Origin of the sequence: Streptomyces lydicamycinicus (genome assembly GCF_000829715.2) — a bacterium.
GTDB lineage: Bacteria > Actinomycetota > Actinomycetes > Streptomycetales > Streptomycetaceae > Streptomyces > Streptomyces lydicamycinicus.
Genome location: NZ_BBNO01000007.1, coordinates 590787 through 603698 on the forward strand (window position 1 = coordinate 590787; position 12912 = coordinate 603698).

General features: G+C 75.6%; 11 protein-coding genes. 8 read left to right on the forward strand and 3 right to left on the reverse strand.

What is annotated here, in order from left to right; genetic code table 11:
* The first annotated feature begins 101 nt into the window (after positions 1-101).
* The 8 genes from TU31_RS25115 to TU31_RS25150 all read left to right on the forward strand — a co-directional run bounded on the left by TU31_RS25115 (position 102) and on the right by TU31_RS25150 (position 9203).
* Positions 102-887 carry a thioesterase II family protein gene (locus TU31_RS25115; RefSeq protein WP_052719061.1) on the forward strand — a complete coding sequence of 262 codons (786 nt, stop codon included), beginning with the start codon at positions 102-104 and terminating at the stop codon, positions 885-887.
* Positions 884-2494 carry an MFS transporter gene (locus TU31_RS25120; RefSeq protein WP_245698694.1) on the forward strand — a complete coding sequence of 537 codons (1611 nt, stop codon included), beginning with the start codon at positions 884-886 and terminating at the stop codon, positions 2492-2494. The genes TU31_RS25115 and TU31_RS25120 overlap by 4 nt, the downstream gene beginning before the upstream one ends.
* A 280-nt stretch (positions 2495-2774) precedes the next feature.
* Positions 2775-3038, forward strand: a complete 264-nt coding sequence (locus TU31_RS25125) for an acyl carrier protein (protein ID WP_042158436.1) — start codon at positions 2775-2777, stop codon at positions 3036-3038.
* Complete coding sequence (locus TU31_RS25130) at positions 3038-4267, forward strand: beta-ketoacyl-[acyl-carrier-protein] synthase family protein (protein ID WP_042158438.1); 1230 nt, start codon at positions 3038-3040, stop codon at positions 4265-4267. Before TU31_RS25125 ends, TU31_RS25130 begins: the two co-directional genes overlap by 1 nt.
* Positions 4268-4382: 115 nt before the next feature.
* The gene (locus TU31_RS25135; RefSeq protein ID WP_052719040.1) at positions 4383-5675 is read left to right on the forward strand and encodes a polyprenyl synthetase family protein; all 1293 of its coding nucleotides are present in this window, start codon (positions 4383-4385) and stop codon (positions 5673-5675) included.
* Entirely contained in the window at positions 5672-7207 is a 1536-nt protein-coding gene (gene crtI / locus TU31_RS25140; protein WP_042158441.1) for a phytoene desaturase family protein, read from the forward strand. Before TU31_RS25135 ends, crtI begins: the two co-directional genes overlap by 4 nt.
* A complete protein-coding gene (locus TU31_RS25145; RefSeq protein ID WP_042158443.1) occupies positions 7204-8193 on the forward strand; it encodes a phytoene/squalene synthase family protein in 990 nt (329 codons plus the stop codon). Before crtI ends, TU31_RS25145 begins: the two co-directional genes overlap by 4 nt.
* Complete coding sequence (locus TU31_RS25150; RefSeq protein ID WP_042158446.1) at positions 8190-9203, forward strand: DUF5914 domain-containing protein; 1014 nt, start codon at positions 8190-8192, stop codon at positions 9201-9203. The genes TU31_RS25145 and TU31_RS25150 overlap by 4 nt, the downstream gene beginning before the upstream one ends.
* A gap of 78 nt (positions 9204-9281) precedes the next feature.
* On the opposite strand, the gene TU31_RS25155 is transcribed toward TU31_RS25150, so the two are convergent.
* Genes TU31_RS25155 through TU31_RS25165 form a run of 3 tightly spaced genes read right to left on the reverse strand, consistent with a single transcriptional unit; the run spans position 9282 to position 12798 of the window.
* Complete coding sequence (locus TU31_RS25155; RefSeq protein WP_042158448.1) at positions 9282-10844, reverse strand: FAD-dependent oxidoreductase; 1563 nt, start codon at positions 10842-10844, stop codon at positions 9282-9284.
* A complete protein-coding gene (locus TU31_RS25160; RefSeq protein ID WP_042158450.1) occupies positions 10841-11569 on the reverse strand; it encodes a class I SAM-dependent methyltransferase in 729 nt (242 codons plus the stop codon). The genes TU31_RS25155 and TU31_RS25160 overlap by 4 nt, the downstream gene beginning before the upstream one ends.
* A 38-nt stretch (positions 11570-11607) precedes the next feature.
* A complete protein-coding gene (locus tag TU31_RS25165; protein ID WP_042158452.1) occupies positions 11608-12798 on the reverse strand; it encodes a lycopene cyclase family protein in 1191 nt (396 codons plus the stop codon).
* Between the last annotated feature and the right edge of the window lie 114 nt (positions 12799-12912).

Consider the following 12912-nt stretch of genomic DNA (forward strand, 5'->3'; position numbering starts at 1 on the left):
GTCCGGGGCGGCCGGCGGTGCACGGGCGGAGCCCGGACCAGTGGAGCGCGAGGCGAAGGGCGTGTGTCGTGGGTGTCGGTTTCGCAGAAGAGTCGACGTCGGTGACGGTAGCGGCGTCGGCGGTGCCGGAGCGTGTCGTGCTGGCCGCCCGTCCGCAGGCGGCGCTGCGCTTGTATTGCGTGCCGCCCGCCGGGGCCGGGCCGGACTGCTATCTGCGCTGGGCGCCGTTGCTGCCGTCCTGGATCGAGCCCTGCTCCGTGGCACTGCCCGGCCGTGGCACCCGCGCCGCGGAACCCTCGCTGACCGACCCCGCGTATCTGAGCGCCCGGCTCGCCGCGGTGCTGGACGACTGGACCGACCCCCGGCCGTTCGCGGTCTTCGGACACAGCGCGGGCGCCCTGTTGGCCTACGAGGCGATCCGCCATCTGCGGCGCACCCACGGCCGGCTGCCGTCGCTGCTGGCGGTGTCCTCACTGTCCGCGCCGCATATCGACGCCTACAGCGCCGGCCTGCCGCCCCGGCTGACCGCCGGGCTGGAAGGCATCCGCGAACTCGTCGGCCCGATCCCCGACCAACTCCTCGCCGACGCCCGTTTGATGGCCGCGGCCTGCACCCCCCTGCTGGCCGACTGTCTGCTGCTCCTGCACTACCGGCACCGCCCCGAGCCACCGCTCGACGTGCCGCTGGCCCTCTACGGGGGTGAACACGACCCCGTCACCAGCGTGCCGGACCTCCAGGCCTGGAACGACCTGGTCACCACACCGGCCCCGGTCCAGCTCTTCCCCGGCGGGCACACCTACCTCCAGACGGAGACGAAAGCCCTGGTGGACCGGCTCACGGAGACCCTGGACCCGGCCCTGTACGCCCGCCCCGTGGCGACGGCATGACGGCCGCCGCGCCGGCCCGCACACCGGCCGCACCCGTACGCCGGGCGGCAGCGGCCGCCGTGGTGTGCCTCGGACTCTTCATGCTGGGCCTGGATCTGACGGTCCTCAATGTCGCGGTGCCCGACCTTCAGGGCGGCCTCGACACCTCCACCGCGCAGGTCCAGTGGATCGTCGACGGCTACGCCCTGGTCCTGGGCGGCACGGTGCTGGCCGTGGGCGCCTTCACCGACGCCTGGGGCCGGCGGCGTTCCTTCGTCTGCGGGGTGGCGGTCTGCGCGGGCGCCTCGCTGGGCGGCGCGGTCTCCGCGCAGCCGTGGCAGGTGATCGCCGCACGCTGCATCATGGGGGCCGGGGCCGCGCTGCTGATGCCGGCGACGCTGGCGGTCATCCACCAGCTGTTCCCCGAGGCCCGGTTGCGCAGCCGGGCGATCGCCGCCTGGGCCGCGGTCGGCGGCATGGGCGGCCTGTGCGGTCCGGTCATCGGCGGCTGGCTGGTGGAGCACTTCTCCTGGCGCGCCGCCTTCTGGATCAATCTGCCGCTCGCCGCCGTCATCATCGTCCTGGCCCTGCTCCTGGTACCCGAGTCCCATGCCCGGCGGCGCGCCGGCTTCGATGTGCCCGGCGCCGCGCTGTCCGCCGCGGGCCTGCTGGTCCTGGTGTGGTCCATCACCGAGAGCCCGCACCGCGGCTGGACCAGCCCGGCCGCGCTGACCGGATTCGCCGCCGCCGCGCTGCTGCTGGCCGCGTTCGTCCGCCGCCAGCTGCACACCCCCGCACCGATGCTCCCGTTGTCCCTGCTGCGGGTACCGGCCATCGGGGTGGCCGCGGCGGCTCTGGCGCTGATGTCCTTCGCCATGTTCGGCGCGCTGTTCGTGCTGACCCTTTACCTCCAGGGGGTGCTGGGCTTCAGCCCCTGGCAGGCCGGGTTGCGGACGCTGCCCCTGCCGGCCGGGCTGGCGCTCGGCGCGGTGTGCGCGGTGCCGGTACGGGCACGGCTGGGCGGCCGGGTCCCCGTCGTGGGCGGACTGGCCCTGGTGACGGTCGGTTTCGCGATCCTGGCGACCACCACCCCGGACTCCGACTACCCGCACTGCGCGGCCTTCCAGCTGGTGGCGGGGGTCGGGGCCGGGCTGGTGGCGGCCGCGGCCACCGAATCGGTGATGGGCTCGGTCGCCACCGAAAGAGCCGGACTCGGCTCGGCCATCAACGACGCCACCCGCCAGGTCGGTTCCGCCCTCGGGGTGGCCGTGCAGGGCTCCCTGCTCGCGGCCGTCTTCACCTCCCGGCTCACCGCCTCCCTCACCGATCTGCACGCCCCCGCGCCGGTGGCCGCCGCGGCCCGGCACAGCATGCTGTCGGTCCCCGCACAGGCGATGCGGCTGCCCGGCCCGCTGCGCAGCAGTGTGCTGTCCGCCGCGCGACGCGCCTTCACGGACGCCATGACGCTCACCGCCGTCGTCGCCGGAGCCGTCACCCTGCTCACCGCCGCGGCCGCCGCACGCTGGCTGGGCCGGCCGGACCGCCCGGACGGCACGCCCCGGGCCGGCGCTGCCCGGCTCCACGGACCGCAGCCGGCGCCCAGGGAAGAAGAGCGTCCGGCGCTATAGAGCGATAAGTCACTCGTTCAGAGGTGCCTTCATGACCCTGGCCGGAGGAGACGGTCGGCGACAGTAGAGCGCGAGCCCGACCCTGCGCACCGGCCCCCGGTGCCGGCCGCCCCCGCCCGCCTGGAGCCACGATGCACACCCCGTCCGCACCAGCACCTCCCACGGTGCCCCGGGCTCCTGCCGCGCGGCCTCGCGGCGCCCGTCCGCAGCGACTCCTCGCGCCCGGACGGCGCCCCGCCCGCGGCGGCCGGCACCCCCACCCCAACCGAAGGAGCCACCCGTGCCCACCAGTGCAGAGCTGATCACCAGCACCCTCACCGAGACCTTCGACCTCGACCCGGCCGAGGTCACCCCCGAGCGCACCTTCGAGGACCTCGGCCTGGACTCCCTCGCGCTGGTCGAGATGGGCCTGATGCTCCAGGAGCGCACCGGGATCTCGCTGGACGACGTTCCGCTGCGGACGACCCTCGGCGAACTCGCCGCGCTGATGGACAGCGGTACGGCCGACCAGGCCCTGACCACCGCGCCGAACAGCGGCAGCTGATGTCCGGTCAGTGCCGTGAGGCCGCCGTCACCGGCCTGGGCGTCATCAGCCCGGCCGGGATCGGTGCACGGGCCACCTGGGACTCCCTGCTCACCGGCCGGTCCACCGCCGCCCGGGACCCGGGGCTGGCGGGGCTGCCGGTGGACATCTCCTGCCAGGTGCCCGACTTCGACACCGCGCGCCTGGTCGGCAGGAAAACCTCCTGGCGGCTGGACCGTTTCGTCGCCATGGCGCTGCTCGCCGCCCGGCACGCCGTCGCCGACGCCGGTCTCGACCCCACCGAGTGGGACGCCTCGCGGGTCGGCGTGGTCATCGGCACCGGCACCGGCAGCATGGAGCGCTACGTCACCGAGTTCGCCAAGCTCGCGGCGGGCCGCCCGCTGGACATCTCGCCCCTCGCCATCACCCGCAGCGTGCCCAACATGGCAGCCGCCGAGATCGCCCTCGACCTGACGGCCACCGGGCCCAACTTCGCCGTCTCCACCGCCTGCGCCTCCGGCAGCAGCGCCCTCGGCGTGGCCCGTGACCTCCTGCGCGCCGGGACCTGCGACCTCGTGCTGGCCGGCGGCGCGGAATCCGCCCGCCACCCCATCCCTGCGGCCTGCTTCCACCGCATGGGCGCCCTGTCCCGGCGTACGGACGACCCCGCGGGCGCCTGCCGCCCCTTCGACGCCGCACGCGACGGCTTCGTCCTCTCCGAAGGCGCCGCCGTCCTGGTGCTGGAACGCCCGGAGCACGCCCGCGCCCGCGGTGCGCGATCGCGCGCACAACTGGCCGGCTACGGGGCGAGCTGCGACGCCTACCACTACGCGGCTCCCGACCCCGAGGGCCGGGGAGCAGCGGCCGCCCTCACCGCGGCCCTGGCCGACGCCGGACTGGCGCCCCGGGACATCGATCACGTCAATGCGCACGGCACCGGCACCCGCCTGAACGACCTTGCCGAAGCCAGGGCCCTGCGCGCCGTCTTCCCCGAGCCGCCCGCCGTCACCTCCCTCAAGGGCGCGCTCGGCCACGCCATCGGAGCGGCGGGCGCCATCGAGGCGGCCGTCACGGTCATGAGCCTCCAACACGACACCATCCCGCCCACCGCCAACCACGAGGACCCCGACCTCGATATCGACCTGGACATCGTGGCCAAGGCACCTCGCCGCACGCCCCTGTCCGCCGCCGCCAGCACCTCCTTCGGCTTCGGCGGCCAGAACGCCGCCCTCGTCTTCCGGTCCGCCTGACCACGGACCGGACCGCGCACGGCCGCCGTGCCGCACCCCGTCGCACCCGGCGGCGGGCTCCCGGTACGCGGCCCGCCGCCGACCTCCGCCGACCGACGCGACGAGAGGAACCACGATGCGCCGTCGTACCGGGGCCACCGCGCCCCGCACGCCGCGCGATACCGGCCCGCCGCCCGGTCTCCGTACCGTGACGGCCGGACCGGACCGTGCTGACACCTGCTCAGCCGGTCCCGGACCGGAGACCGTCGACGCGGATGTACCGGCCGCCGTGGGACGGACGCTCGTCGGCGTTCTCGGCGAGCAGGTCGCGCGGGCGGCCGGGGTCGAGCGCACCTTCGCACGGGACGTCGCCGCCCGGGTCGCGCGCTTCACCCTGGACGGCGGCAAGCGCACCCGCTCCCAGTTTCTGTGGTGGGGGCTGCGGGCCTGTCAGGACCGCCCGGGCGCCGGTGACGTGGAAACGGCGCTCCGGGTGGCCGCCGCCGTCGAACTCCTCCAGACGTGTGCGCTCATCCACGACGACGCCATGGACCGGTCACCGCTGCGCCGCGGCCGGCCCGCGGTGCATGCCGCGTTCGCCGGTCAGTACGCGACACCGGACACCGCGGAAGCGGCCGGGCGGTTCGGCACCGCCGCCGCCGTACTCACCGGCGATCTCGCCCTCGCCTGGGCGGACGACACGGTCGCCGGTATCGAACTCGGCGCGGCGGCCGGCCCGCGGGTGCGGCACCTCTGGCGGGCGATGCGGATGGAGATGGTGGCCGGTCAGTACCTCGACCTCTACGGCCAGATCGCCGGCTCCCGCTCCGTGGCGCTGGCCGTCCGCACCGCGTACCTCAAGAGCGCGCGGTATTCGGTGGAGCGGCCGCTGGCCCTCGGCGCGGCGCTGGCCGGGGCCGATGAGCCCACCACCCGCGCCCTCGGTGCCGCCGGCCGCTGTGCCGGGGTGGCCTTCCAGTTCCAGGACGATCTGCTGGGGGTGTTCGGGGACCAGGAGCGGACCGGCAAACCGTCCGGCGGCGACATCCGGGAGGGCAAGCACACCTATCTGCTCGCGGTCGGCCGGGCCCGCGCCGTGCAGCGCCGCGACCGGGCGGCTCTCGCGCTCCTCGACCGCTGTGTCGGTGACAGCGGGCTGGACGCCGCTGACCTGGAGCGGGTGCGCGCCGTCCTCGTCGCCACCGGCGCCCCCGGCCTCGTCGAGCGGCGCATCCACCGGCTGGTCGCCCGCAGCATCCGCCATCTGGACGCCGCCGCCCCGGAACCCGCCGCGGCCGCCCGGCTGCGCGGCCTCTTCGCTTCCGTCGCCGGCCTCCGCACCGCCACCGGCCACCCGCGCCCGGCAGCACGAACCGGCAGCGCATCCGAGCCCGTTCCCGCCCGGGCGGACGAAAGGGGCACCGTATGAGAACCGTCAAGGGCCCCACCGACCATGTGGTGGTGGTCGGCGCCGGTCTCTCCGGACTGGCCGCCGCGCTGCATCTGCTCGGCGCCGGACGGCAGGTGACGGTCGTCGAGCGGGCGGCGCTGCCCGGCGGCCGGGCCGGCCGTATCGAAAGCCGCGGCTACCACCTCGACACCGGACCGACCGTGCTGACCATGCCGGACCTCATCGACGAGGCGTTCGCCGCGGTCGGCGAGCGCCTCACCGACCGGATGGAGCTGCGGGCCCTGCACCCCGCCTACCGCGCCCGGTTCGCCGACGGCAGCGAACTGGACGTCCACACGGACGCGGAAGCCATGACGGCCGAGGTCGAACGGTTCGCCGGCCCCCGGGCCGCCGACGGCTACCGCCGGCTGCGCCGCTGGCTCCAGCAGCTGTACGACGTCCAGCGCCACCGCTTCATCGACACCAACTTCGACTCACCGCTCCAGCTGATGCACCCGGACCTGGCCCGCCTCGCCGCACTCGGCGGCTTCGGCCGGCTCGACGACCGGATCGGCCGCTTCCTGCCCGACGCCCGGCTGCGCAGGGTCTTCTCCTTCCAGGCGCTGTACGCCGGGGTCCCGCCCGCGCGCGCCCTGGCCGCCTACGCCGTGATCGCCTACATGGACACCGTCGCCGGGGTGTACTTCCCCCGCGGCGGGATGTACGCCCTGCCCCGGGCCATGGCGGACGCGGCCGCCGACGCCGGTGCCGCCTTCCGCTACGGACACCCCGTCACCCGGCTGGAACGCACCGGCGAACGGATCACGGCGGTGGTCACCGCGCAGGACCGCATCCCCTGCGACGCGGTGGTCCTCACCCCCGATCTGCCGGTCGTGCACCGGCTGCTCGGCCGGCGCCCCCGCCGCCCGGTCCGGCTCCGCCACGCACCGTCCGCGGTGATCCTGCACGCCGGCACCGACCGGACCTGGCCGCGGCTGGCGCACCACACGCTCTTCTTCGGCGCCGCCTGGGAGCGGACCTTCGAGGAACTCACCCGCACCGGCCGGCTGATGAGCGACCCCTCGCTGCTGCTCACCCGCCCCACCGCCTCCGACCCGCAACTCGCCCCGCCGGGGCGGCACTTGCACTACATCCTGGCGCCCTGCCCCAACACCGAGACCGGCCCGGGAGCCGGGGAGTGGCGCGACCTCGCCCCCCGGTACCGCGACAGCCTGCTCGCCGTCCTCGAACGCCGGGGACTCACCGGCATCGGCGCCGCCATCGAGGAGTACCGCATGGTCACCCCGGCCGACTGGACGGCACAGGGGCTCGCCGCCGGAACGCCGTTCTCCGCCGCCCACACCTTCGCGCAAACCGGTCCCTTCCGCCCCCGCAACCTCGTACGCGGCACGGCCAACGCCGTACTGGCGGGCTGCGGCACCACCCCAGGGGTCGGCGTCCCCACCGTCCTGATCTCCGGCAAGCTCGCCGCGGCCCGGATCACCGGCCTGCGGCACCCACGTCCCGCCGCCGGTTCGTCCCGCCCCGCCACGAGAGGCATCCCGGCATGACCGCACGCGAACTCGACGCCGCAGGCGTCACCGACCCCGGCCTCCGTGAGGCCTACGCCCACTGCCGCCGGCTCAACGCCCGGCACGGCAAGACCTACTTCCTCGCCACCCGGCTGCTGCCCGCGGCCCGCCGCCCGGCCGTACACGCCCTGTACGGCTTCGCCCGCTGGGCCGACGACATCGTCGACGACCCCGCCACCGGCCACACCCCCGCGGACCGCGCCCGGGCGCTCGACGCCCTCCACCGCTGCCTCGACGACGGACTGCGGGGCGGCGGGAGCAGGGAACCGGTGGTGCGCGCGGTGGCGCACACCGCGGCGGTGTACGGCATCGACCACCGCCATTTCGCCGACTTCATGGCCTCGATGCGCAGCGATCTGACGGTGACGGACTATCCGACCTACGCCGACCTGCGGCGCTATATGCACGGCTCCGCCGCGGTGATGGGGCTCCAGATGCTGCCGGTGCTCGGCACCGTCGTACCGCAGGAGGAAGCCGTGCCGCACGCCGCGGCCCTCGGCATCGCCTTCCAGCTCACCAACTTCCTGCGCGATGTCGGCGAGGACCTCGACCGGGGCCGCGTCTACCTCCCCGCCGACCTGCTCGCGGCGCACGGCGTCGACCGCGCACTGCTCCGGTGGAGCCGGGACACCGGCCTCCCGGACCCGCGGATCACCGCGGCCCTTCAGGCGGCCGCCGCACTCACCCGAGGCGTCTACCGCGAGGCGCAACCCGGCCTCGCCATGCTCGACCCGGTCTCCCGCCCCTGTATCCGCACCGCGTTCGTCCTCTACGGCGCCATCCTCGATGCCGTGCGCGACGACGGATACGCCGTGCTGCACCGCCGCGCCGTGGTCTCCCGCCGACGCCGCGCGGCCACCGCCCTCGGCGGTCTGGCCCGTCTCGCCGCCACCCGTGTCACCGCCCGGCCGCCCGCGGTGCGGTCCGGCCGGGTGCCGCACTACGCGCAGGAGGAAACCCCATGACCCAGGAGGTCCGCCGGGCCCCGCGCCTCCCACTCCGGCTGCGCCGCCGGCCCGAGCTGTGGGAACAGCAGCACCCCACCTGGCGCGACGCGAAACCCGCGCGCATCGCCGGCGCCGTCAAGGCCGCCCTCGCCCGCCCGTCCGGCAACTGGTTCGTCCTCGGCGCGGCCCGCGACATCGGAGCGCACCGTGCCTTCGGCCGCACCGTCGCCGGGGTCGAGGTGGTCGCCTGGCGGGACGCCGGCGGCCGCCTGATCGCCGGCCCCGGGGCCTGCCCGCACCTCGGCGCGCCCCTCGCCCAGGGACCCGTACGCTGCGGCATCCTGCGCTGCCGGTGGCACGGACTCGCCCTGGACGGCGCCCCGTTCGCCGGCTGGGAACCCTTCCCCGCCCATGACGACGGACTGCTGGCCTGGGTACGGCTCGACGAGGCGGGCGGCGAACGGCCGCTGCCGCAGCCCGTGCTGCCCGACCGGCCGCGCCCGGCGGGCGCCGTCGCCGCCGTCTACACCGGCACCGGCCGGTGCGAACCCGAGGACGTGGTCGCCAACCGCCTCGACCCTTGGCACGGCGCCTGGTTCCACCCCTACTCCTTCGTCGACCTCACCGTGCTCGACACCCCCGCGGAGCACGGTGCGGAACGGCCCGACGGCCTCACCGTCCAGGTGTCCTTCAAGGTCGCCGGACGCGCGGTGGTGCCGGTCACCGCGCTGTTCACCGCCCCGGGGCCCCGTACGGTGGTGATGCGCATCCTGGAGGGCGAAGGGCAGGGATCCGTGGTGGAGACCCATGCCACGCCCCTGGGCCCGGACGACCTGGGACGCCCGCGCACCGCGGTCGTCGAAGCGATCGTCGCCACCTCCCGGCGCCCCGGCTTCGCCCTGGCCCGCGCGGCCGCGCCCGCCCTGCGTCCGCTGATGCGGGCCGCCGCGGGCCGGCTGTGGCGGGACGATCTGGCCTACGCCGAACGCCGCTGGCACCTGCGCACCAGCGGCCGGCATCCGGGCTGACACCGGGCTGCGGGCCGTCGCCCGGCCCCGTCGAGCCGCTGCTCGCAGGCCCGCCGCCTGGACCGCAGCGCGTCCCGGTCACCGCCCGGCCCGCCCGGCCGCCCACCGCAGGGCCGCTGACCGCCCCCGGTCCGGCACGGTCCACAGGGTCTGGCCGCGCAGGCCCCAGCGTGCCAACAGCGCGTTCGCCGCGAGGAATCCGGTCGTCGCGGCCCGCTCCATCAGCGCCACCGGGAACCCGGTCCGCACCGTGTCGCCCGCGACCACCAGCCGGGGGTCGGGGGTGTGCACGGTGGGCCGGTCGTGGAAGCCGCCCACCGGGAACAGGGGGCAGTCCGCCCGCCACTCATGGCGGCGGTCGATGATCCGGACACCGCGGGTCTCCGGGTAGACGGCGTTCAACTGCTCCACCAGGCGGCGCTGTTCACGTTCCCGGTCGGCTCCCGGGGCGACGGCGTAGGCGTGCAGTTCGAGCACCGAGCCGCCGGTACGGGCGGACCACCGGGCCGCCTCGCCTTCCCAGCGCTCCAGCACGCTGACATTGTCCAGGGACCCGAAACCGCTGGTGCCCAGGAAACCCGGCCGGTCGGCGGCCACCCGACGCGCCAGCCACAGCCGCGACACCAGGAACGGCGGCGCCGTCCGCAGCCGCCCGATCCGCGCCCGCCAGGCGGCATCCGCCACCTCGGGTGAGGCGGCGACGAGCCGGCGCAGCCCGCCCGGGTCCAGCGCCAGCACCACCGCGTCGAACCGGCGGTCCGCACCCTCCCCGGCCGCGACCCGCATCCCACCACCCGCCACCGGCGCGACCCGCGTCACGTCCGTGCCCGTGCACAACCGGACGCCGTGCCCTTCCAGATACCGGCCGAGGGGCTGCCACAGCGCCTGCGGAAACGGCTCACCGGGCACATCGAACAGCAGCCCCTCACTGGAGCCGAGGAAGTAGATGTGGAACATCAACACCAGCTCCGCGGCCGACAGTTCCCGCGGGTCCGCGAAGAAGCTCCGGGAGAAGACCTCGAACGCGAGATGACGCGCGGCCTCGGGAAACCGGATACGGGCGAGGAAGTCCGCGGCGCTGACGCGGTCCAGGCGCTGATAGACCTGCGGCACCCGTACGTCCAGCAGCGGCAGCGCGGCGCCGGGGCGCATCCGTACCAGGTCCCGCCAGGTGAAGCTGGGACTGAGCGCCACGAAGCCCAGTGCGCTCCAGGGTGGTGTCCGGGGCACCCGGGCGAAGCTGTCCCGCAGGCCCGACCGGTGGTGCAGCGGATAGTCGGGCAGCCGTCTGAGCATCCCCAGCCCCGGGTCGACCCGACGCAGCAGCCCCCGCAGGTTGTAGTACTGGGGAAAGAACGCATGGAAGCCGCGGCTCATGGTCGCCGCCGAACCGTCGGCGAGCCGCACCGGCCAGCCCGCCAGCCGGCCGCCGAGGACTCCGGCACGTTCGTACAGCGTCACCCGCACCCCGCGCTCGGCCAGCGCGGTCGCGGCGGAGAGGCCCGCGATCCCGCCGCCGACCACCGCCACCTCCGGACCGCCGGCCGCCGCCCGGTCCCGCCCCGGTGGCCCCGGCACCGTCCGGGCCCGCCGGTCACGTCCACGTCGCGCGGCCCCGCCGTCATCGTGTCGAGGTGTCACGCCCCCTCCTCGCGGGCGCCGGCCGTGGCGGCGACGAAGGTGTGGGTGATACCGGTCTGCCAGCCGGTCAGCGGCAGGGCCCGCACCTGCCGGAAGCCCGCCCGGCGCAGCCGCCCGGTGAACTCCGCGGCGGTGTCGAACGCGAGGACGCTGCGCCACAGATGGCGGTACAGTCCGGCGTCCCCCGCGAGCCGCCCGGCCGGCCGCAGGACGCCGGTGCACACCGCCGTCCACACGGCGCGGGGCACCGCTCCGCCGGACAGTGAGTACTCATGAACGGCCAGCCGCCCGCCCGGCACCAGGGCCTCCCGTACCGCCCCGAGGACCGCGTCCGGGTCCGTGACATTGCGGAACAGGTACGCGGCGAAGACGGCGTCGAAGCCACCGGCCACCCCGGCGTCGGCCAGCCGTTCCACCGGTGCGTGCACGAAGGAGACCCCGGGCGGCCAGGGCTTGCCGGCGGCCCGCGCCAGCATGCCGGCCGAGGCGTCGACGGCGGTGATCTCGGCATGCGGGGCGACGGCGAGCAGCGCCGCCGTCGAGGCGCCGGTGCCGCACCCCAGATCCAGCACCCGCAGTCCACGGCCCGCGCGCGGCAGCCCCAACCGCCGGGCGGAACGCCGTAGTTGGCCGTGGTAGCCGGGGTTCACCGCGACCAGCCGGTCATAGCTGCGGGACGCATGGTCGAAGGCGGCGGTCAGTTCGCCGTCGTGCAGCAGGGCCATGGATGTCTCCTCCGGTGACGGGGCGAGAGCGGGCGGGGTCACCGCACGGTGGTGCGGCGGGGCAGCAGCGGGAGTTCGGCGACGGTGCGGAGCATGGGCAGCACCGGGGTGCGCAGGCCGATGCTGACGTCCTCCCACAGCCGGGAGCGGCCGTCGAGGAACCGCAGCAGCCGCTCCATCGGCACCGTGCGGAACAGCCCGGTGAAGAACTCGGCGCCGTCCACCCGGCCGCTGTCCAGCGCCCGCAGCAGCACGGCGTCCATCGCCCGGTGCCAGGCGTTGTGCGGGGGAGGGGGCACCGGAGGACGGCCGGCCAGCAGCGCGGCCGCGATCAGCGCCGTCTGCCGCTGCACGGAAGCGAAGGTGTACCCGGTCGACGGACGGGTGGCGCCGCCGGCGGTCCCGATCCGGAACACCGCCCGGCCCACCCGGCGTGGGAAGCGGCCGTCGGTCATCGGGATCGCGCCCTGCTCAACGGCCGTGACACGGAAGGCACCCAGCCGCAGCACCTGCCCGGTGTAGTGGCGCAGGGCCCGCTCGTAGGCGGCGGTGGCCACGGTGCGCCGGGAGAACTCCGTGTACTCCACCAGCGCCGCACAGTCGTTGAGCGGCAGCACATACCCGAAGGACAGACCGTGGTCGGGCTGCGGGGTACGGAAGTCCATCAGATCCGCGACCGTGGGGTCGAACGCCGGGCGCCGGGTGCGGACGAACCAGCCCCGGAAGTGCTGCTGGAGGGTGGTCCGCGCCGGAGGGAGCCGCCCGGCCGGCCGGGAGTCGAAGGCCCAGCGGGCCCGGAGGGCCACCGGCCGCCCGGCCGCGTCGTGCCCCCGCACCTCGGCCCCGCCGGTGACGTCCCGTACGGACTCCACCGTCGCCTCGGTCCGGACCACGGTGTCCTGTCCGGCGAGCCGGGCGGCCACCAGGGCCTCGAAGTCACGCGACCGCAGCATCTTGTACCGGAAGGGCTCGGGCCGCCCCGCCGTCGCCTCACCGTTGGGCCCGTGCACCCGCAGCCGTTCCCACGACGCGGTCAGGGCCTGGTCGAACGCGCCACCCGGCGCCTCCCAGTAACACCAGGTCCGCTCCGGCGGGGTGAGCGGCCCCCGCGGTGCGTCGACCAGCACCACCCGCAGCGGCCGGCCGCCGGCCGCCGGTGCGCACAGCCGGTGGGCCAGCGACAGCCCGGCCGCTCCCGCGCCCACGATGACGGCATCCGCGTCCTGCACGCCCGGTCCTCTCGCCGCCCGATGCCCCCGCGACGATCTTTCCGCAGTCCCGGGCCGGGAGGCGGCATCCGACGCGCGGGAATCCGGGGCGCGTTGTGTCCGCCGCCCCGGGTG

Bases quoted from the DNA above. Each gene is read 5' to 3' on its own strand.
- TU31_RS25130 (WP_042158438.1), top strand. From the start codon at position 3,038: ATGTCCGGTCAGTGCCGTGAGGCCGCCGTCACCGGCCTGGGCGTCATC.
- TU31_RS25160 (WP_042158450.1), bottom strand. From the start codon at position 11,569: ATGGCCCTGCTGCACGACGGCGAACTGACCGCCGCCTTCGACCATGCG.
- TU31_RS25120 (WP_245698694.1), top strand. From the start codon at position 884: ATGACGGCCGCCGCGCCGGCCCGCACACCGGCCGCACCCGTACGCCGG.
- TU31_RS25145 (WP_042158443.1), top strand. From the start codon at position 7,204: ATGACCGCACGCGAACTCGACGCCGCAGGCGTCACCGACCCCGGCCTC.
- TU31_RS25150 (WP_042158446.1), top strand. From the start codon at position 8,190: ATGACCCAGGAGGTCCGCCGGGCCCCGCGCCTCCCACTCCGGCTGCGC.
- TU31_RS25135 (WP_052719040.1), top strand. From the start codon at position 4,383: ATGCGCCGTCGTACCGGGGCCACCGCGCCCCGCACGCCGCGCGATACC.
- crtI (WP_042158441.1), top strand. From the start codon at position 5,672: ATGAGAACCGTCAAGGGCCCCACCGACCATGTGGTGGTGGTCGGCGCC.